The organism is Sandarakinorhabdus sp. (assembly GCF_041689835.1).
In the GTDB taxonomy this organism is placed as follows: Bacteria; Pseudomonadota; Alphaproteobacteria; order Sphingomonadales; family Sphingomonadaceae; genus Sandarakinorhabdus.
In genome coordinates this window covers 1-20097 of record NZ_JBDNFM010000114.1, presented here as the reverse complement: position 1 = coordinate 20097, position 20097 = coordinate 1, and the positions used below count along the sequence as shown (strand labels likewise).

The window sequence follows — 20097 nt, the reverse complement described above, 5'->3', positions numbered from 1 at the left end:
TGGACCGGCACCATGAACCTGACCGAGCCGCAGTGCGGCACCGACCTGGGCCTGATCCGCACCCGCGCCGAGCCGAACCCCGATGGCACATGGTCGATCACCGGCACCAAGATCTTCATCTCCGCCGGCGAGCATGACTTGTCAGACAACATCATCCACCTGGTGCTGGCGAAAACGCCGGGCGCGCCGGACAGCGTGAAGGGCATCAGCCTGTTCATCGTGCCCAAGTTCATGGTGCAAGGCGACGGCAGCCTGGGCGCGCGCAACGCCGTTACCTGCGGCAGCATCGAACACAAGATGGGCATTCACGCCAACGCCACCTGCGTGATGAATTATGATGGCGCCGCCGGCACCATGCTGGGCGAGGAGAACAAGGGCCTTGCCGCGATGTTCATCATGATGAACGCAGCGCGGCTGGGGGTGGGTATTCAAGGGCTGAGCCAAGCCGACGCGGCGTATCAAAACGCGGCGGATTATGCCCGGAGCCGCTTGCAGGGCCGCAGCCTGACGGGGCCGAAGAACCCCGATGGCAAGGCCGATCCGATCCTCGTCCACCCCGATGTGCGCCGGATGCTGATGGACGCGCGCGCCTATACCGAAGCCATGCGGGCGCTGATGTTGTGGGGCGCCATCCGGGTTGATCTGTCTCGCAAGGCCCCCGATGAGGCCGACCGCCAGTCCGCCGATGATCTGATCAGCCTGCTCACACCGGTAATCAAGGGCTATGGCACCGATCGCGGCTATGAGGTTGCCACCAACTGCCAGCAAGTGCTCGGCGGCCACGGCTATATCGCCGAATGGGGCATGGACCAGTTCGTGCGCGATGCGCGGATTGCGATGATTTACGAAGGCACCAACGGCATCCAGGCACTGGATCTGGTCGGCCGCAAGCTGGGTGCCAAGGGCGGGCGCGGCACGCAGGCGTGGTTGGCGTTGGTGGCCGGCGACATCGCGGCGGCCACGGACGAACGGCTGGCCTTCATCGCGCAGCCGCTGGGCCGCGCGCTGGGCGATGTGCAGGGCGGCGTGATGTGGCTGCTGCAGAACGGCATGGCCAATCCCGATAACGCAGGCGCGGGCGCGACGGCGTTCATGCGGATGATGGGCCACGTCGCGCTGGGGCACATGTGGCTCAAGATGAGCGTGGCGGCGCTGGCGGCGCTGGACGGCAGCACTGCCGATCCGGAATTCTTCAACGCAAAACTCATCACAGCGCGTTTCTTTGCAGCGCGCGTGTTGCCCGAAACCACGGGCCTGAAGGCGCAATTGGAAGCCGGTGCCGATACTGTGATGGCCATGCCGGCCGAGATGTTCTGAGACTTTCCCTGGAGGAACGACCATGACCGAAGCCTATATCTATGACGCCGTTCGCACGCCGCGCGGCAAGGGCCGCAAGGACGGCAAGCTGCACGAGATCACCCCGATTCAACTCGCCACCCAGGTGCTGCAGGCGGTGCGCGACCGTACCGGCATCAACACGGCTGATGTGGATGATGTGGTGCTGGGCTGCGTTTCCCCAGTGGGGGAACAGGGCAGCGACATCGCGCGCGTCGCGGTGCTCAACGCCGATTATGCCGAGACGACGGCGGGCGTGCAGATCAACCGGTTTTGCGCCTCGGGTCTGGAAGCCACCAACATGGCCGCGGCCAAGGTGATGACCGGTGAAGCCATGTTCGCCATCGGCGGCGGCGTTGAATCGATGTCGCGCGTGCCGATGGGCAGCGACGGCGCGGCGTGGGCGATGGATCCGGCGGTGGCGTATAAAACCTACTTCGCGCCGCAGGGCATTGGTGCCGATCTGATCGCCACCAAATATGGCTTCAGCCGCAACGATGTCGATGCCTATGCGATGGAATCGCAGCGCCGCGCCGCGCAGGCGTGGGCGGAAGGCCGCTTCAAGCACAGCATCGTCGGCGTGAAGGACGTGATCGGCGAGATCGTGCTGGCCCACGACGAACATATGCGCCCCGGCACCGACATGCAGAGCCTGGGCGGGCTGGCCCCGGCCTTTCAGGCGATGGGCGAGCAGATGCCCGGCTTCGATGCCATCGCGCTGATGCGTTACCCCGAAGTGGAGAAGATCAACCACGTCCACCACGGCGGCAACAGCAGCGGCATCGTCGACGGCGCAGCGGCCATTCTGATTGGCAACAAGGCGATGGGCGAGAAATACGGCCTCAAACCCCGCGCCCGAATCCGCGCCATGGCGTCGGTTGGTTCGGAACCGATGATCATGCTGACCGGGCCGGAATTCGTCGCCGCCAAGGTGCTGAGCCGAGCCGGCATGACCAAGGACGATATCGACCTGTTTGAACTGAACGAGGCGTTCGCGTCGGTAGTGCTGCGTTACATGCAGGCGCTGAACATCCCGCACGACCGCATCAACGTGAATGGCGGCGCGATTGCCATGGGCCATCCGCTGGGGGCTACCGGGGCGATGATTTTGGGCACCGTGCTTGATGAGCTTGAGCGCACCGGCAAAGGCACCGCGCTGGTCAATCTGTGCGTGGGTGCCGGCATGGGCACGGGCACCATCATCGAGCGGATCTGACTCCCTTCCCCTTCAGGGGAGAGGAGACAAAAAAGGGACCAACATATGACCACTGCCATCCACACCGAACTCGATGCCGACGGCATCCTGCTGCTCACTATCGATGTCCCCGGCCAATCGATGAACGTCATCACGCCTGAAGTGCAGGCCGATCTGGCCGCTGCGATAGTGCGGCTGAAGACGGATGAGGCCATCAAGGGCGCCGTGCTCACCAGCGGCAAGGCCAGCGGCTTCATGGCCGGGGCTGATCTGAAGGGCATGGGCGCGCTGTTCGGGGGCGCTGCGCTTCCGGAAGGCAAGTCGAAGATGGCCGCGCTGTTCGATGGCGTGTTCGGCCTCAACCGCTTGCTGCGCGATCTGGAAACCTGCGGCAAGCCGGTGGCGGCGGCGGTGGGTGGCCTGGCGCTGGGCGGTGGGCTCGAATTCATCCTCGCCTGCCATTACCGCGTGATCGCCGACAATCCCAAGATCACGCTGGGCCTGCCGGAAATCATGGTTGGCCTGTTTCCAGGGGCAGGCGGCACCCAGCGCCTGCCGCGCCTGATGGGCATCCAGCCGGCCTTGATGTATCTGCTGCAAGGCAAGAACATGAGCCCGCAGGAAGCTCTGGGCTTTGGCGTGGCGCAGGCCGTGGTGCCGGCGGACGAGGTTATTGCCACCGCCAAGGCCTGGGTGAAGGCCAACCCCACTGGCGGCGTGCAGCCGTGGGATACCAAGAATTTCAAGATGCCCGGCGGGCCAGCCACCGCGCTCAACCCCAATTTCGCGCAAGTGTTTGTGGGTGGCACGGCCATGACGCACGTAAATGCCGGCGACAACATGAACGCGCCGCGCGCCATCCTGAGCGCGGTTTACGAAGGCACCCAGGTGCCGATGGACACCGCCATCCGCATCGAAAGCAAATATTTTGCCAAGGTGGTCGCCGACCCGCAGGCCGGCAACATGATCCGCAGCCTGTTTATCTCCAAGCAAGCCGCCGAAAAGGGCGCGCGCCGCCCCAAAGATGTGCCCCCTGCACCAACGAAGAAGGTCGCCATGCTCGGCGCCGGCCTGATGGGCGCCGGCATCGCCATGGTCTCGGCTCAGGCCGGCATCGAAGTGGTGCTGCTGGATTCCACGCAGGAAGCCGCCGACAAGGGCAAGCAATACACCGCTGATCGCCTCGCCAAGAAGAAGACCCCGGCCGACAAGGCGCAGGCCATCCTCGACCGTATCCACCCGACGACCGATTATGCCGATCTGGCCGGCTGCGATCTGGTGATCGAAGCGGTGTTTGAAACCCGTGAGATCAAGGCCAATGTGACCAAACAGGCGCAGGCCGTGCTGGGCGCAGACGTGATCTTCGGCTCCAACACCTCCACCCTGCCGATCACCGGCCTGGCCGAAGCCTGGGACAAGCCGGAGAATTTCATCGGCATCCACTTTTTCTCACCCGTCGAACGCATGCCGCTGGTGGAAATCATCGTCGGCAAGAAAACCGGCGCCGCCGCGATCGCCAAGGCGCTGGATTATGTCATGCAGATCCGCAAGACGCCGATCGTGGTCAACGACAGCCGCGGTTTCTACACCTCGCGCTGCTTTGGCACTTATGTGCAGGAAGGCCTGGCGCTGCTCGGCGAAGGCACGGTGCCGGCGCTTATTGAAAATGTCGGCAAGCAGATGGGCATGCCGGTTGGTCCGCTGGCGGTGAACGACGAAGTGGGGCTCGATCTCAGCTACAAGGTTGGCCAGCAGACCAGGGCCGATCTCGGCGATGCCTACAAGCCCGGCCCTGCTGATGGCGTGATTGCCAAAATGCACGAGCTTGGCCGCCAAGGCCGCAAGAATGCCAAGGGATTTTACATCTATCCCGAAGGCGGCAAGAAACAGCTGTGGCCGGAACTGTCGGCGACCGTCGCTGGCGGCCTGGCTGCCCAACAACCCACGGCTGGCGAGGTGAAAGAACGCCTGCTCTATCGCCAACTGGTCGAATGCGCGCGCTGCATGGGCGAAGGCGTGCTGGAAACCCCGCAGGACGGCGATCTGGGTGCCATTTTCGGCTGGGGCTTTGCGCCGTTCACTGGCGGCCCGTTCAGCCACATGGACACGGTGGGCATCGCCAATGTCGTCGCCACGCTCGACCGGCTGGCACAAGCGCACGGCGAACGCTTCGCCCCGCCGCAATATCTGCGCGACATGGCGGCGCGCGGTGAGAGCTTTTACGCCATGGCGGCGAAAAAGGCGGCGTGAGTTGGCTCCCATCCCCTTCGGGGGAGGGGAGTTACTTGGGCGCTTGCGCCCGGCCCACCGGCGCGGCAGGCTAAACTGAACCAAGGAATGCCGCCATGCCAGACGTCGACCAAGCCTTCAGCCTGCCTAACGGGCAGAGCTTCCGCAACCGCATCGCCAAGCCCGCGATGACGGAGGGGCTGGCGTTTCGTGATGGGCTGCCGAACGCGGCCCACGAGACGCTGTATCGCCGCTGGGCTGATCGCGGCTGCGGGCTGCTGCTCACCGGTAATGTGCTGATTGATCGCTTGCATCTGGAACGGCCCGGCAACGTGATTGTCGATGGTCCATTGACCGCCGAGGGCAAGGCGGCGTGGGCGCGCTGGGCCGCCGCCGCGACAGCTGGCGGCACCCAGGCCTGGGTGCAGATCAGCCACGCCGGCCGCCAGACCCAGAAAAGCGTCAACCCTTCGCCCAAGGCACCATCAGCGGTTCCACTGGCGTTGCCGGGCGGGCAATTCGGCATGCCGGTGCCGCTTACGGACGCGGAAATCCGCGATCTGATCGCGCGCTGGGCCAATGCCGCCGTCGTTTCCCGGGAAGCTGGCTTTACCGGCGTGCAGTTGCATGCCGCGCACGGTTATCTGATCAGCCAGTTCCTGTCTCCGCTGGTCAACCGCCGTGAGGATGAATGGGGCGGCGCCCTTGAAAACCGCGCCCGGCTGTTGATCGAGGCCGTGAAGGCCGTGCGCGCCGCCGTTGGCAGTGATTTCACCCTGTCGGTGAAGCTAAACAGCGCCGATTTCCAGAAGGGCGGTTTTGCTTTTGATGAATGCCTCACCGTCGCCGGCTGGCTGGCCGATCTGGGCGTGGATTGCCTGGAATTGTCGGGCGGCACCTATGAACAGCCGGCGATGATGGACGTGGTAGGCCTGACCCCGCGCGAGGAACCCAGGCAGCAATCCACCCGCCAGCGCGAGGCCTATTTTGTGCAGCTGGCGCGCGCGCTGATGGCCGCCAAGACCCCGCCGCTGATGGTGACGGGTGGCTTTCGCAGCCTGGGTGCGATGGAGGACGCGCTGGGCAGCGGGATCGCCTTCGTGGGCGTTGGCCGGCCGCTGTGCGCCGAACCCGATTGTGTCACCGAATTGCTGGAAGGCCATGTCGAGGAGCTGCCGCGTTTCGAAGAGCGGCTGGCGATCGGGCCGGGATGGCTCGGCCCGTCCTCGCCGTTCAAGCTGGCGCGCACCATCAACGTCTTTGCCGCGCAGGCCTGGTATTACCAGCAGATCAGGCGCGTCGCCGCCGGCAGCACAGCCGTGAAATTGAACCCGTTCAAGGCCTTCCTGGCCGAGGACAAGGAAAACAAGGCTCGCATTTGAGGCGCTTTGGCTTCCTGCTGCTCGGGTTGGGGCTGGCGCTTGGCTGGGCCGGCTGGCTGGGCGCGATCCGTGATCCGGCGGTGGTGCATTACCGCGCCAGTCTGGCCGGGCTGCAGCGGCCGCTGCGGTTGGTCCATCTTTCCGATATGCACGGCAGCAATTGGGACATGCCGCAGGTGCGGCTGAATCGCATTGTGGATCAGGTGAACGCCCTTCACCCCGATCTGGTGGTGATCACGGGCGATTTTCACGCCAGCAAGATCTGGGACCCGCCGATGCGGCTGGAGGATGCGCTGCGTCCGCTCACCCGACTGCGCGCGCCGCTGGGCGTGTGGAGCGTGCCTGGCAATCACGATGATCCCTACTGGATCCGCTGGGTCATGCAGCGCCTTGGCCTCAAGCTGCTGGCCGGTGATCTGGTTGATGTTGGCCCGCTGCAGATCGTGGGCAGCGATGATCTGATCCTAGGGCAGCAGCCGGTGGCGGGGCTGCTGGCGGCTGCAGCGCGCGCCCGGCCCGGCAAGCCGTTGATCGCGCTGGTTCACGAACCCTCGCTGTGGCCGCTGCTGCCGCCCGCAGTGGATTTGTTGCTGGCCGGACACACCCACGGCGGCCAGATCGATATCTTCGGCTGGCCGCACATTATGCCTGAATACGAAAAAGTGCAGCGCGGCCTGTTTCGCAACGCGGCGGGCCAGCAACTGGTGGTTTCGGCCGGGATCGGCACGTCGGTGGTGCCGCTGCGGCTGGGCACACGCGGCGAAATCGTCGTGGTGGAACTGGTTCCTCAGCCCCGATCTCAACCGCCGGGCAGAAAGTCCGGCACCGACAAGTAACGCTCGCCGGTGTCATAGTTGAAGCCGATAACCCGCGCGCCGGCGGGCAAGTCCTTAAGCTTGATGGCGATGGCTGCCAGCGTGGCTCCCGACGAAATGCCGACCAGCATGCCTTCCTCGGCGGCGGAACGCAGCGCCCACGCCTTGGCATCCGCAGCATCGACCTGCACCACCCCATCAAGCAGCGCCACATCGAGGTTTTTCGGAATGAAACCTGCGCCGATGCCCTGGATCGGGTGCGGGCTGGGCGAGCCGCCGGAAATCACCGGCGAAGCGGCGGGTTCTACAGCGAACACCTTCAGGTTCGGCCAGCGGGCTTTGAGCGCCTGCGCAATGCCGGTGATATGGCCGCCGGTGCCCACCCCAGTGATGATCGCGTGCGGCGGCGTATCGGCGAAATCGGCATAAATCTCCTCGGCCGTCGTTGTCACGTGCACGGCGATGTTGGCCGGGTTTTCAAATTGCTGCGGCATCCAGGCGCCGGGCGTAATGGCCACGATCTCCAGTCCGCGGGCGATCGCGCCGTTCATGCCCTTTTCGCGCGGGGTAAGATCGAAACTGGCGCCGTAAGCCAGCATCAGCCGCCGGCGCTCGATCGACATGGATTCGGGCATGACCAGGATCAGCTTGTAGCCCTTCACCGCCGCCACCATGGCGAGACCGATGCCGGTGTTGCCGCTGGTCGGCTCCACGATGATACCGCCGGGTTTCAGCGTGCCGTCGGCCTCAGCCGCTTCGATCATGGCGAGCGCGATGCGATCCTTGATGGATCCGCCCGGGTTGGAGCGTTCGGACTTGATCCACACTTCGGCCTGCGGGAACAATTTTCCCATGCGCACATGCGGCGTGCGGCCGATGGTTTCGAGGATGTTGTTGGCCTTCATCGCGGCACCTTTGCGGTTGTTCGCGTTTCTTTTAGGCTGGTAAGCGCCCCGCGCCAACGGCGGAAAACTTCGCGGCGCTTCAGGCAGGCTTTTGTGCGTCGAACCGGTCGGCATTGCGCAGTTGCGGAAAGCGCCACGCCCACAGCACCGTGACGATGATGGCGCCGATCCCGCCGATCACCACGCCCGGCACCGCGCCGATATACCGTGCGGCCAGGCCCGATTCGAGCTCGCCCAGTTCGTTGCTGGCTGAAATGAACAGGCCCGACACGCTGCTCACCCGACCGCGCATGTCGTCAGGGGTGTGCAGTTGAATCAGGGTGCCGCGCACAAACACGCTGATCGCATCGGCCGCGCCCAGCACCACCAGCGCAGCCAGGCTGAGCGGATAGCTGGTGGACAGGCCAAAGACGATGGTGGCGAGCCCGAACACCGCAACACTGGCAAACATCACCGGGCCGACATGGCGGCGCAGCGGCCGGCTGGCGAGAAATATCGCCATCACGACAGCGCCAGCCGACGGCGCGGCGCGCAGCGGACCTAGCCCTTCGACGCCGACATGCAGCACGTCGCGGGCATAAACCGGCAGCATCGCCGTCGCGCCGCCCAGCAGCACGGCAAAAAGATCGAGGCTGATCGCGCCCAGCAGCACGCGATTGTACCGAACATAAGCCACGCCTTCGACCAGTGACCGCCACGGCGTGAGCGGCGATGGCGCCGGGCGCGGCACCGGCCGGATGATCATCAGGCACACGAAGGTGAGCGCAAACAGGATGGCCGCCGCCACATAAGGCGTGGCCGGCGACACCGCATAAAGAAAAGCGCCCAGCGGCGGACCGATTACCGCGCCGGCCTGCCAGGAAATGCTGTTTAGCGCGATGGCCTGCGGCAGCAGTTCGCGCGGTACCAGATTGGGGGCAAGCGCCGCCATCGACGGCCCCTGAAACGCGCGTGCCACCCCCAGCAGCGCGGCAACGACAAACAGCGCTTTCATCGGTACGGCCCCCGACAGGGCGAGCCACCCCAGCGCCGCAGCGCACCCCAGTTCCAGCACAACGGCGGCGCGGGCGATGTGGCGGCGATCAAGCCGATCGGCGATCACGCCAACGACAAGTGCGAGGCAGAAAAGGGGCAGGAACTGCGCCAGCCCGATCATGCCGAGCAGGAAGGCGGCTTCGTCGCGGCTCATCGTGTCGCGGGCGATATCGTACACCTGCCAGCCGATGACGACCACCATCATCATGCTGGCGACGGTGACAAGGAAGCGCGACACCCAGAAGGCGCGATAATCACGGATTTTGAGCGGAAGCGGGATCGACGGCACCTGCCCTCCATAGAAAGCCCCAGCGTTGCGGGCAATTGATTTGCTGCCAGCCCGTTTGCTGGTTTCGCGTGGCAATGATATCCTGCGCCGCAATGCCGAGTTTTCGTCAATTTCCCGGACTGGTGGTGGCGGTCGTCCTGTGCGGCGTCGGGGTCATCCAATTGGTGGTGGCATGGACCGGCTGGAGCCTCGGGCTCGGCTGGCAATGGGGGCTGATCGCCGCCGTGCTGTCGCTGGTCGCCCGCTTTAACGGCTATGCACTGGTGGGCACGTTTTTCTTTGCCCAACAGTATTTGCACTGGCCGCTGCCGCAGTGCCTGGCGTTGACAGCGGTGGGACTGTTGTTCCTTACCCCCGGCATTTTCCGCGAAATCATGAGCGCCATGACCGGGCAGGACATCAGGCCGCTCTGACCAGGCCGCTCTGGTCAGGCCGGTTCTATCAGGCGTCCCTGAGCGTCACGAAACTGTCGAGCACGCGCTTGCGCCCCGCCGCCGGAAAATCGATTTCCAGCTTGTTGCCATCGACATGGAACACGGTGCCTTCGCCGAACTTGGCGTGAAACACGCGGGCGCCGCGCCGGAACGCCGGGCTGGGGCTGAGCGAGACGGCGCTCACCCGTGCTTCGCCCCAGGTTTTTTCTTTGGGCGGCGCGGCGCCGCGCGGGCCGAAATCGCGCCCAAAGCTGTTGCCCGAATTGCCGCCCACTTGCGCGGCCCGGTCCCAGCCCGGGCCGCGCCCGGTCCCGCGGGCGAGGTGAGCAAACGGATCGCCGCCTTCCAGTGCAGCGCGCCACAGGCTGGGCCCGCCGCTCATGGTTGAACGCGCCGTGACATGATCGTCCGGCAATTCTGCGATGAAGCGGCTGGGCAGCGCCGCCGTCCACTGGCCATAAACCTGACGGTTGGCGGCGTTTATGATGTGGGCGCGCTTCCGGGCGCGTGTAATCCCCACGTAGGCCAGCCGCCGTTCTTCCTCCAGCGAGGCTGTGCCGCCCTCATCCAGTGAGCGCTGGCTGGGAAACACGCCTTCCTCCCAGCCGGGCAGGAATACATGATCAAACTCCAGCCCCTTGGCGCCGTGCAGGGTCATGATGGTGATCTTTTCGTCATCGGATGCCGCATCATTGTCCATCACCAGCGCAACATGTTCCAGAAACGCGGTAAGGCTGGGATAATCGCCCATCGCCCGCACCAGTTCCTTCAAATTCTCGATGCGGCCATCGGCTTCGGTGGATTTGTCGGCCTGCCACATGGCGACATAGCCGGATTCCTCCAGCACGATTTCCGCCAGTTCGGCATGGCCCATGGTTCCGGCCTGGTCGCGCCAGCGGGCAAGGTCGGTGAAAAAGCCCTTCACCGCCCGCCGCGCCGCCGAAGTAAGATCGTCGCTTTCGATCAGGGCGGCGGCGGCGCGCGGCAGCGGCACGTTGAGGGCGCGGGCAGCGGCGTGCATGGTGCCCATTGCCTTGTCGCCCAAGCCGCGTTTGGGGGTGTTGATGATGCGCTCAAAGGCCAGCGCATCGTCGGGCGATTGCACCAGCCGCAGATAGGCCAGCGCATCACGCACTTCAGCGCGCTCATAAAACCGGAAACCGCCGACGATGCGGTACGGCAGGCCGATGGCGATGAACCGGTCTTCAAACAGGCGCGTCTGGAATTGGGCGCGCACCAATATGGCCATGTCATTGAGCGAGCTGCCTTCGCGCGCCAGCCGTTCGGCTTCGTCGCCGACCAGCCGGGCTTCCTCCGGCCCGTCCCACACGCTCGTCACTTCCACGCGCTCGCCGCTGGTGTGTGCGGTGAACAGCGCCTTGCCGAGCCGGCCGCTGTTGTGGGCAATCAGGGTGTTGGCGGCGGCAAGGATGTGCGGAGTGGAGCGGTAATTCTGTTCGAGCCGGATCATCTTGGCGCCAGGAAAATCATGCTCGAAACGCAGGATGTTGGCGACTTCGGCGCCGCGCCAGCTGTAGATCGATTGATCATCATCGCCCACGCAAGCCAGGTTTCGCGCCGGCCCCACCAGCGATTTCAGCCACTGATACTGGGCGCTGTTGGTATCCTGATACTCATCGACCATCACATATTTGAAGCGCCGCTGATATTCGGCCTGCATATCGGGATGCTGGCGGAAAATGGTCAGCATGTGCAGCAACAAATCGCCAAAATCGCAGGCGTTCAGGGCCACCAGCCGTTCCTGATAGCGCGCATACAGCGCCGCGCCGCCGCCTTTCGCGCCGTCGGCATAAGCAAAACTTTCGCCCGGCGGTACGTCGGCTGGCAGCTGACCCTTGTTCTTCCAGCGATCGATCAGACCGGCCAATTGCTTGGGCGGCCAGCGTTTGTCATCGATGCCGGCTTCGGCCACCACCTGCTTGAGCAGGCGTAATTGATCGTCGGTGTCCAATATGGTGAATTGCGGATTCAGCCCGACCAGTGCGGCGTGGCGGCGCAGCATCTTGGCCGACAGCGCGTGGAACGTGCCCAGCCACGGCAGCCCCTCGGCCATCGGCCCGAGCAGAAGTTCGGTGCGGCTGCGCATCTCGCGCGCCGCCTTGTTGGTGAAGGTGACGGCCAGCACTTCGGATGGCCACGCCAGCCGACCCCACAGGATATGCGCCAGCCGCGCAGTGAGCGCCTTGGTCTTGCCGGTGCCGGCGCCGGCGAGGATCAGCACCGGGCCTTCGGTGGTGGTCACCGCCTCGCGCTGGGGCGGGTTCAGCCCGGCCAGCCAGGGCGGCTCGCTGCCAGCGCCTTTCACGGCAGAATCATGGTTGGCGGGCAGGTTCATTTGCGAACAATTAAGGAACAACGCGCCTGCTGCCAAGCGGCTTTGCGCCGCTGCAGGCTGGGCTGATTCAAACCGCCACGCCTGCCGCCGTTCATTCCCCCTGTGGACTGATCGACAAGGGTATCAACATGAGCGCGATGCTGAAGCCGCCGGTGCAGATGGTGCGCGATCTGGGATGGCGACAGGTGCTGGGCCTTGATCAGGCCGAAGAAGGTTTCTGGGCCGAGGTGCGCGGCCAGCAACTGGCCCAGCTGGCGCAAAACATTCCGTTCAACCTCAGCCTGTTGACCGTTAATTTGCTGGCTGTTCTGGCCGAATTCGGCGCGGCCGTGGAATTTTCTCGATTGGCGCCCTGGCTGCTAGGCATCGCCGTGCTGGCCGCCGTGTGGAGCCTGCGCATCGTGCGCCGGCCGCCCAGCGATGGCCCGCGCCGGGCTGGCCGCGCCGAATATTGGCGAGTGACTGGCGAGATCGGCTTGCTTGCGCTGTTCTGGGCCGGGCTGGTGAACGCGATGGCTTCGTCGCTGCCAGCCGATGCTCAGGCGATGCTGATGCTGTTTTCGCTAATCTTCATGGGCGCGGTGTCAAACGCGGCTGCCACCATGCCGGCAGCGGTGCTGTTGGTGTGCCTCAGCATCGGCGGCGGCATGGTGCTGGCATTGCCCACCGGAGCGCCACTGGACCACCCGCTGGTGCTGTTCGGGCTGGCCAGTTTCATCACCACCAAATTGCGCGCCGGGCTGGTGTCTGCTTATCACACCATGGCCCGGCTCAAGAGCGAGGCCGATCTTTGCGAGCAGGGCGAGGTGGTGCGCCTGCTGCTCAATGAATATGAATCCAACGGTTCGGATTGGCTGCTCGAACTGGATGGGCGGGGTTGCCTTACCCATGTCACCACGCGTTTCGCCGATGTTGCCCGCCGCCGCCGCGCCGATCTGTTGGGGCAGCCGCTGCTGGCGCTGCTTGATCCGGTGCACGGCGGCGCTTCGACGGCGGCGCTGGCCCACGCCATTCGCGAACGGCAGGCGTTTCGCGATCTGGTGGTGCCGGTGCCACTGGGGCGGGATTTGCGCTGGTGGGCGCTGTCGGGCACGCCAAAACAGGATTTGGCCGGCAATTTCACCGGCTTTCGCGGTGTTGGCCGCGATGTGACCGATGTGCGGCGCAGCCAGGAACGCATCGCGCAACTGGCGCGCTTCGATCCGCTCACCGGGCTGGCCAATCGCAGCCTGTTCCGCGAAACGCTGGATGATGTGATGGAACGCGCCGTGCTGTCCGGCAAGCCTGCGGCGCTGCTGTTTGTCGATCTGGATCGCTTCAAGGCGGTGAACGATTGTTTTGGGCATGGTGCCGGCGATCTGCTGCTGCGCCAGGTCGCGCAGCGTTTGCAGGCGCTGATCAAGGGCCACGTGAAGGGTGGGGCCACCATTGCCCGGCTGGGCGGCGATGAATTCGCCATCGTGTTGCCCGATGGCAGCGGCAACCGGGCCGAAGTGCTGGCGCAGCGTATCGTCAAGGATCTGGCGCGCCCCTTCCCGCTGGGCGATGAAGGCCGCGCTGGCGCTGTGATGGTGGGCGCGTCGGTGGGCTGGGCGCTGGCACCGCACGATGCGCAAACGCCGGAAGATTTGCTGAAATGCGCCGACCTGGCGCTGTACCGGATCAAGGGTGACGGCCGCGGCGCGGCCTGCCACTTTCAGCCGGAAATGGCCCAGGTTGCCGCCGAACGCCGCAAGCTGGAAGCCGATCTGGCCGTCGCGCTTGAACGTAACGAACTGGCGCTGGTGTTCCAGCCGGTGGTGGATGCCGATGACGAACGCATCACCGGCTTTGAAGCCCTGCTGCGCTGGCACCACCCCGACAGGGGGACGATTTCGCCGCTGGATTTCATCCCGCTGGCCGAAGAGACCGGCCTGATCGTCCCGATCGGTACCTGGGTGATCGATGAGGCGCTGAACTGGGCAGCGCGTTGGCCGGATCATGTGAAGGTCGCGGTCAATCTGTCGGCGGTGCAGATGGAAGAGCCTGATTTGCCCGATGTGATCGCCGCCGCCCTGAAACGCCATGGCGTCGCCACCGAACGGCTGGAACTGGAAATCACCGAGAGCCTGTTTCTCGCGGAAAAGCCGGCGGTGATCGAAGTGCTGGCGCGGCTGACGGCAATGGGCGTCAGCTTTGCCCTCGATGATTTTGGCACCGGCTATTCGGCGCTGGGCACCCTGCAAAAGGGCAGATTCAGTCGCATCAAGATCGATCGCAGCTTTGTCAAACGCGCCACTGCCATGGGCGATGAAGCCAGCGCCATCATTCAGGCCATCGTGCGGCTGGCCGCCAGCCTGGATATGCAAACCACCGCCGAAGGCACCGAAACCCGCGCCGCCTTCGAATTGTGCCGGCAATTGGGCTGCACGCAGGTGCAGGGCTATCTGTTCGGCAAGCCGATGCCGCCCAAAGAGGCAACGCGGCTGGTGTGCGAGGCGGCGTTGATCTGAGGCCTATTCGTCAACCCAGCATTTCAGCAGCGTGTGAGCAATCGCCATGGGCGGCGGCGCCAGAAAATCGCCGTCACCAGCGAGTGCGGCGCGCACCTCGTCCTTGGTCACCCAGCGCACTTCCTCCAGTTCCTCCTCGTCCAGCCGCACCTCAAAGCCGTCGGCCTCGGCAAAGGCAGCCATCATCAGGCTTGATGGGAAGGGCCACGGCTGGCTGGCGAGATAACGCACGCGGCGCGTGGTGATGCCGGCTTCTTCCCACAATTCGCGGCGCACGGCTTCTTCCAGGCTCTCGCCCGGCTCCACAAATCCTGCCAACGCCGACAGGAAGCGCTTGGGAAATCGCGGCTGGCGGCCGATGAGGGCATGGCCGTCCTTCACCGCCAGCATGATCACCACTGGATCGACGCGCGGGAAATGTTCGGCCTTGCAGGCCGTGCACTGGCGGGCATAGCCGGCCTTGGCCAGCTCGGTCTTGCCGCCGCACATCGCGCAAAAACCATGCCGCTGGTGCCAATCGATGATGGACCGGGCCTGGGCAACGATGGCGGCCTCGTGCGCCGGCAGCAGCGCCCCGGCAGCGCGCGCATCAAGCAGCTTGCCGCCAAAATCAGCCACCAGTTCAGCCGACGGCGCCGCAGCGGCAAAGCGCGGGCCTTCGGCGCCCACACCCAGAAAAATCGACAGCGCATCGTGCGGAATATCGGAACGATAAGCCCACAGGATCGCTGGGGCTTCGCCGGGCCGGACCACGGGATTGAGGCCATAAAGCACCAGCCAGCGCGCATCGGCGCGGGCGCGCAGGCCGATCAGCGCGGCAGCATCGCGGCGGATTTCGTCGGCGCGGTCGAGCGTGTTGCCGGTAAAGCCGGTAACCGGCACATCATGAAAATTTGTCATGCAGCCTTGTTCCCTTGTTCGCGGGCAGCGGCAAGCCCCCGCTCGTGTCTGGCCCGAGTCTCAATTGGGCTGCCTTGGCAAAAAGCGTGGGGAGGCCGGCGGATTTGACCGCATCCAGCGGCAGCCACGTCGCGCCGGGCAGATCGAGCGCCGGCCGGCCGCGCAGGTGCAGCGCCGCCACTGCCAGTTCCAGATCAAAATGCGTAAATCCGTGGCGCACCAGCCCCAGCGATTGCCAATCCCCCGCCAGCGGCGGCTGCGCGGCCCCCCGCCAATCACAACTGGGCAGCGCGCGCATCCCGCCGAGCAGGCCTTTTGCGGGTCGCACGATGGTGAGCACATGGCCATCCGCCTCGATCCACCAAGCGGTGCCGTGACGGGTGGGCCGGGCCTTTTTCGTGGCCTTCACCGGGAAGCTGGCTTGCGTGCCGGCAGCACGCGCCGCACACGCGTCTGCCAGTGGGCAGGCGAGGCAGCGCGGGCTGCGGGCGGTGCAGACGCGGCGGGCCAGATCCATCATGGCTTGCGCGAAATCGCCAGCATGGCCGGGCGGAACCAGCGGGGTGAGCGCCGCCCGGATGGCGGCGCGCGCAGCGGGCAGGGGAATGGCAATGGCAAAAAGCCGGGTCACCACCCGTTCGACATTGCCATCGATCACCACCGCATCGCGGCCAAAGCCGAAGGCCGCCACCGCCGCCGCCGTGTAATCGCCGATGCCGGGCAGATCGCGCAATTCGGCTTCGCTGGCCGGAAAACGCCCGCCGTGGCGAGCCACAACGGCGCGCGCGCAGGCGAGTAGATTGCGGGCGCGGGCGTAATAGCCAAGCCCGGCCCACGCCTGCATCACATCGGCGTCCGGGGCCGCCGCCAGCGCCGCCACGTCACGCCAGCGCGCGGTGAAGGCGTGAAAATAGGGCGTGGCGGCTTCCACCGTCGTCTGCTGCAACATTACTTCCGAAAGCCACACGCGGTAAGGCCAGTTTTCGCCTGTTGGCAGCACCGCGCCCGGCGGATTGCGCCACGGCAGGTCGCGCGCATGGGCACTGTACCATTCGAGAAGTTGCCGGGGCCAGCTATCGGTCACAGCGCGTCTATGGCATGGAAGCACGATGCCGAAAACGCCTCCCAAAGCTGCGGCCAAAATGCCGACGGCGCTCAAACCGCCCATCGAACGGGCGAGGGGCGGCCGCGCCAGGCCCATTGCCGAACTGGTGAGCGATGTCGGCGGCCAGGCTTTCACCCGCTTCGGCTTCACCCACAGCGCGCTGAATGATCGTTGGGGCGAAATCGTCGGCCCGCATTATGCGCGCCACAGCCGGCCGCTGCGCCTGCGTTTTCCAAAGGGCCAGAAGGATGGCGGCACGCTGGCCATCGCCGCTACTGGCGCGCTGGCGCCGATGTTGCGCCATGTCGAGGTGCAGATCATCGAACGGGTGAACCGCATTCTGGGCTATGCCGCCGTCGCCCGCATCAGCATCGAACAGGGGACCGCCACCATGGCGCCGCCGCCCGCGCCGCCGCCGCCTGCGCCCGGCCCGCTGCCGGAAGCCACACGATCGACCTTGCGCGATATCCAGGACCTTGAACTGCGGGCAACGCTGCAATCGCTGGCCGAGGCGCTGGCCATCAGCAGCGGCCCGCCCAGGATCAGGTGAAGCGGCGCTTGCGAAGGGGGGGCTTGGCGCTGCCGCATGCGCCGCGCTACACACGTGTCATGAAACTGCTCGCCGCCTTTTCCATTGCCGTCGTCACAGCCGTGGCTGCGGCTCCGCTGTCGGCCCAAGTTGCCCGCGCTCCTGCCCGCGCTGCACCCACCGATTGGTCCAGCCGGCTGGCGATCACGCCGCAAGGCGGCGTGTTGATGGGCAATCCGCAAGCGGCTGTGAAGTTGATCGAATTCGGCTCGCTCACCTGCCCGCATTGCCGGCATTTCCACGAAACCGGCCTGCCGGAGATCAAGGCGCGCTGGCTGGCCGGGGGCCGTGTGAGTTACGAATATCGGCCGTTTTCGCTCAACGGCATCGATCTGATGGCGGGGCTGTTGATGCAATGCCAGGCGGCCCCGCAGGCTTGGGCCTTCATCAACCGCGCTTATATCCGCCAGGATGAATTGATCACGCCGTTCACCACCGTCCCCGAAGCGGAACGTACCCGCATCCAGGGCCTGCCTGCCGATGCGCAGGGTAACGCCATGGCCATCGCGGGCAAGCTGCCGCAGTTTGCCGCTGCCGCCGGCATCACCCGGGCGCGATATGATGAATGTACCGCATCCAAGCCGGGGATGGACCGGCTGCTCGCCATTCGGGTTGATGCGGTGCAAAATCACCAACTACAGGGCACGCCCAGCTTCCTGATCAACGGCCGCATGCAAACCGGCGGGTTCGACTGGGCCGCGCTCGACCCCTTGCTCACTGCCGCCGTGAAGGCATCCGCTACCACTGGTCTCAAAAGGACGAAATAATGCGCCATCTTCTCACGATTCCCGTGCTTGCGCTCGCGCTGGCCGCCTGCGGCGACAAATCGGCTGCGCCGGCCGGACCCGGCGGCGACAAGGCCAGCACCGCGCCCGCCGTGGTCGCCCCCGCGGGCCTGAACTGGGTTGACCTTGTGACCGCCACGCCGGAAGGCGGCTTTCGCATGGGCAATCCGGATGCCCGCGTGAAGCTTGTCGAATTTGCCTCGCTCACCTGCCCGCACTGCCGCGAATTCCACGAAGCCGCGACCGCCGCCATCAAGTCGAAATATGTCGCCAGCGGCAATGTTTCCTATGAATATCGCAACTTCGTGCTCAATGGCCCGGATTATGCCGCCACCGTGCTGGCGCGCTGCCAGGGCGCCGGCGCCTTTTTTGGCCTGCTCGACAGTTTCTACACGGATCAGGCCGGCTGGACCGAGCCCTTCAGCCGCATTGCCAAGGCCGATCAGGAAGCGCTCGGCAAGATGCCGGAAGACCAGGCCGTCCGCCGCCTGGCCGAACTCGGCGGCCTTGCCGATTATGTGAAATTGCGCGGAATGCCGCGGGCGAAATTCGATCAATGCCTTGCTGATCCGGCGCAGATGAAGGCCATCAACGACCTGCGGAACCTGGCGGTGAACGAGTTGAAACTCACCGGCACGCCCAGCTTCATCATCAACGGCACCGTGCAGGAAGGCGTGTTCACTTGGGCTGATCTGGAACCCAAGCTGCAAACCGCCCTGAGGTAGGCGTTGGAGTTTCGCCGCCTTCGCCTTGCGGGCTTCAAGTCCTTCGTTGAACCGGCCGATTTGCTGATCGAACCGGGGTTGACCGGTGTTGTCGGCCCCAACGGCTGCGGCAAATCCAACCTGCTCGAAGCGTTGCGCTGGGTGATGGGCGAAGGCAGCCCCAAATCCATGCGGTCCGGCGGCATGGACGACGTGATCTTTGCCGGCACTGCCGCCCGCCCGGCGCGAGAATTCGCCACCGTCACCCTGCATCTGGCCGGCAGCGCCGGCGAGGAGATCGAGGTGCAGCGCCGCATCCAGCGCGGCGCCGGATCGGATTATCGCCTCAACGGCCGCGACACCCGCGCTCAGGATGTGCGCCTGCTGTTTGCCGATTCGGCCACTGGCGCGCACAGCCCGGCCATCGTCGGCCAGGGCCGCATCAGCGCCATCATCGCCGCCAAGCCCGCCGAGCGCCGCCAGTTGCTCGAAGAAGCTGCGGGCATCGCGGGGCTGGCCGTGCGCCGGCGCGAAGCCGAAATTCGCCTGCGTGCCGCCGAAGCCAATGTGACGCGGCTGGACGACGTGATCCGCGGGCTGGAGACGCAGGCCAATACGCTGCGAAGGCAGGCCAAATCCGCCCAGCGTTATCGCAGCCTTTCTGACCGCATCCGCCACGGCGAGGCGGCGTTGCTCCACGCCCGCTGGCACACGGCGGTGGCGCTGAGCGAACGTGCCCGCCAGGCCGCTGTGGCTGCCGAGATGCTGGCCGCCGAACGCACGCGGCTGGCGGCGCAACTGTCAGCAGAGGCCGCTGATGCCAGCGCCGGCCTGCCCGCCTTGCGCCTGGCCGAGGCGGAGGCCGCCGCCGCTGCCCAGGCCCTGCGCCAGCGCCGCGCCCTGCTGGACGCCGAAGCGCAGGAATTGTCCCGCCGCGATGCCGCGCTGGCCGCCAGCATCACCAGTATCGATCGCGATGCCGCGCGCGAAACCGCCATGGCCGATGACGCCGCCAACGCTGGGGGGCGACTGGCCGCCGAGGATGCCGCGATTGCCGAACGGCTTACGGCGCTGGCAGCCGAGCGACCTGCGCTGACAGACCGATTGGCGGCAGCGCAAGCTGATGCTTCAGCAGCAGAATCTGCGCTGTCTGATGCGATGGCCGCCCACGCTGCTGCGGCCGCTGCCGGGCGTGCCGCCAGCGATGCTGCTACTGCCGCCGCCGCCCGCGCCGCCCGTGCGCAAACCGAAGCGAAGACGCTGGTGGAGCGGCTGGACCGCCTGGCCCCGGCGCCTGATCTGGAACCGTTTCGCGGCGCAGTGGACAAGGCTCAGGCCGGTGTGGCCGCCTGCGAAGCCGGCGTGGCCGATGCCGAAGCAGCTCGCCCGGCGGTGGAATCGGCCCGCAGCGAAGCCGCCGCCGCGCTTGCCGCCGCCCGCGCCACGCTGGCCAGTCTGGATGCCGAAGCGCAGGCGCTGGCCCGCCGGCTTGCCGCCGATCAAGGCCAGGGGCCGCACATCGGCGATCTGCTGGTGGCCGCCGCCGG

At 65.7% G+C, this 20097-nt stretch carries 16 protein-coding genes; 11 read left to right on the top strand and 5 right to left on the bottom strand.

The window, feature by feature from the left end:
• The 5 genes from ACESL8_RS06085 to ACESL8_RS06065 form a co-directional block, all read left to right on the top strand.
• A partial coding sequence (locus tag ACESL8_RS06085) for an acyl-CoA dehydrogenase (RefSeq protein ID WP_372916876.1) occupies positions 1-1317 on the top strand: 1317 nt, incomplete at its 5' end.
• A 22-nt stretch (positions 1318-1339) separates the two neighbouring features.
• Complete coding sequence (locus tag ACESL8_RS06080) at positions 1340-2551, top strand: acetyl-CoA C-acetyltransferase (RefSeq protein WP_372916874.1); 1212 nt, start codon at positions 1340-1342, stop codon at positions 2549-2551.
• A gap of 45 nt (positions 2552-2596) precedes the next feature.
• Entirely contained in the window at positions 2597-4780 is a 2184-nt protein-coding gene (locus ACESL8_RS06075; RefSeq protein WP_372916872.1) for a 3-hydroxyacyl-CoA dehydrogenase NAD-binding domain-containing protein, read from the top strand.
• Positions 4781-4875: 95 nt separating this feature from the next.
• Positions 4876-6141, top strand: coding sequence for an NADH:flavin oxidoreductase/NADH oxidase family protein (locus ACESL8_RS06070; RefSeq protein WP_372916871.1), 1266 nt, complete (start codon positions 4876-4878; stop codon positions 6139-6141).
• Entirely contained in the window at positions 6138-6977 is an 840-nt protein-coding gene (locus ACESL8_RS06065) for a metallophosphoesterase (protein ID WP_372916869.1), read from the top strand. Before ACESL8_RS06070 ends, ACESL8_RS06065 begins: the two co-directional genes overlap by 4 nt.
• Here ACESL8_RS06065 and cysK read toward each other — a convergent pair.
• Entirely contained in the window at positions 6941-7861 is a 921-nt protein-coding gene (cysK, locus tag ACESL8_RS06060) for a cysteine synthase A (protein ID WP_372916867.1), read from the bottom strand. The two genes, ACESL8_RS06065 and cysK, sit on opposite strands and share 37 nt — an antisense overlap.
• A gap of 79 nt (positions 7862-7940) precedes the next feature.
• Positions 7941-9185: an MFS transporter gene (locus tag ACESL8_RS06055; protein WP_372916865.1), complete on the bottom strand. Its 1245-nt coding sequence runs from the start codon at positions 9183-9185 to the stop codon at positions 7941-7943.
• Positions 9186-9277: 92 nt separating this feature from the next.
• Between ACESL8_RS06055 and ACESL8_RS06050 the strand changes: the two genes are divergently transcribed.
• Complete coding sequence (locus tag ACESL8_RS06050) at positions 9278-9598, top strand: hypothetical protein (protein WP_372916863.1); 321 nt, start codon at positions 9278-9280, stop codon at positions 9596-9598.
• A 28-nt stretch (positions 9599-9626) separates the two neighbouring features.
• Here the strand turns inward: ACESL8_RS06050 and ACESL8_RS06045 are convergent, their stop codons facing one another.
• A complete protein-coding gene (locus ACESL8_RS06045; RefSeq protein WP_372916861.1) occupies positions 9627-11975 on the bottom strand; it encodes an ATP-dependent helicase in 2349 nt (782 codons plus the stop codon).
• A gap of 128 nt (positions 11976-12103) precedes the next feature.
• Here ACESL8_RS06045 and ACESL8_RS06040 point away from each other — a divergent pair, with 128 nt between their 5' ends.
• The gene (locus ACESL8_RS06040; RefSeq protein ID WP_372916859.1) at positions 12104-14467 is read left to right on the top strand and encodes a putative bifunctional diguanylate cyclase/phosphodiesterase; all 2364 of its coding nucleotides are present in this window, start codon (positions 12104-12106) and stop codon (positions 14465-14467) included.
• A gap of 3 nt (positions 14468-14470) precedes the next feature.
• On the opposite strand, the gene nudC is transcribed toward ACESL8_RS06040, so the two are convergent.
• Together nudC and ACESL8_RS06030 are read right to left on the bottom strand one after the other, a co-directional pair.
• Positions 14471-15367, bottom strand: coding sequence for an NAD(+) diphosphatase (nudC, locus tag ACESL8_RS06035; RefSeq protein WP_372916857.1), 897 nt, complete (start codon positions 15365-15367; stop codon positions 14471-14473).
• The gene (locus ACESL8_RS06030) at positions 15351-16451 is read right to left on the bottom strand and encodes an A/G-specific adenine glycosylase (protein WP_372916855.1); all 1101 of its coding nucleotides are present in this window, start codon (positions 16449-16451) and stop codon (positions 15351-15353) included. The genes nudC and ACESL8_RS06030 overlap by 17 nt, the downstream gene beginning before the upstream one ends.
• Before the next feature lie 25 nt (positions 16452-16476).
• On the opposite strand from ACESL8_RS06030, the gene ACESL8_RS06025 reads away from it, so the two are divergent.
• The 4 genes from ACESL8_RS06025 to ACESL8_RS06010 all read left to right on the top strand — a co-directional run.
• Positions 16477-17022, top strand: coding sequence for a DUF721 domain-containing protein (locus tag ACESL8_RS06025; RefSeq protein ID WP_372916853.1), 546 nt, complete (start codon positions 16477-16479; stop codon positions 17020-17022).
• Positions 17023-17081: 59 nt separating this feature from the next.
• Positions 17082-17828: a thioredoxin domain-containing protein gene (locus tag ACESL8_RS06020; RefSeq protein ID WP_372916851.1), complete on the top strand. Its 747-nt coding sequence runs from the start codon at positions 17082-17084 to the stop codon at positions 17826-17828.
• A complete protein-coding gene (locus ACESL8_RS06015) occupies positions 17828-18571 on the top strand; it encodes a thioredoxin domain-containing protein (RefSeq protein WP_372916849.1) in 744 nt (247 codons plus the stop codon). Before ACESL8_RS06020 ends, ACESL8_RS06015 begins: the two co-directional genes overlap by 1 nt.
• 60 nt (positions 18572-18631) lie before the next feature.
• Positions 18632-20097, top strand: a 1466-nt coding sequence (locus tag ACESL8_RS06010; protein ID WP_372916847.1) for an AAA family ATPase, incomplete at its 3' end; no start/stop codon positions are given.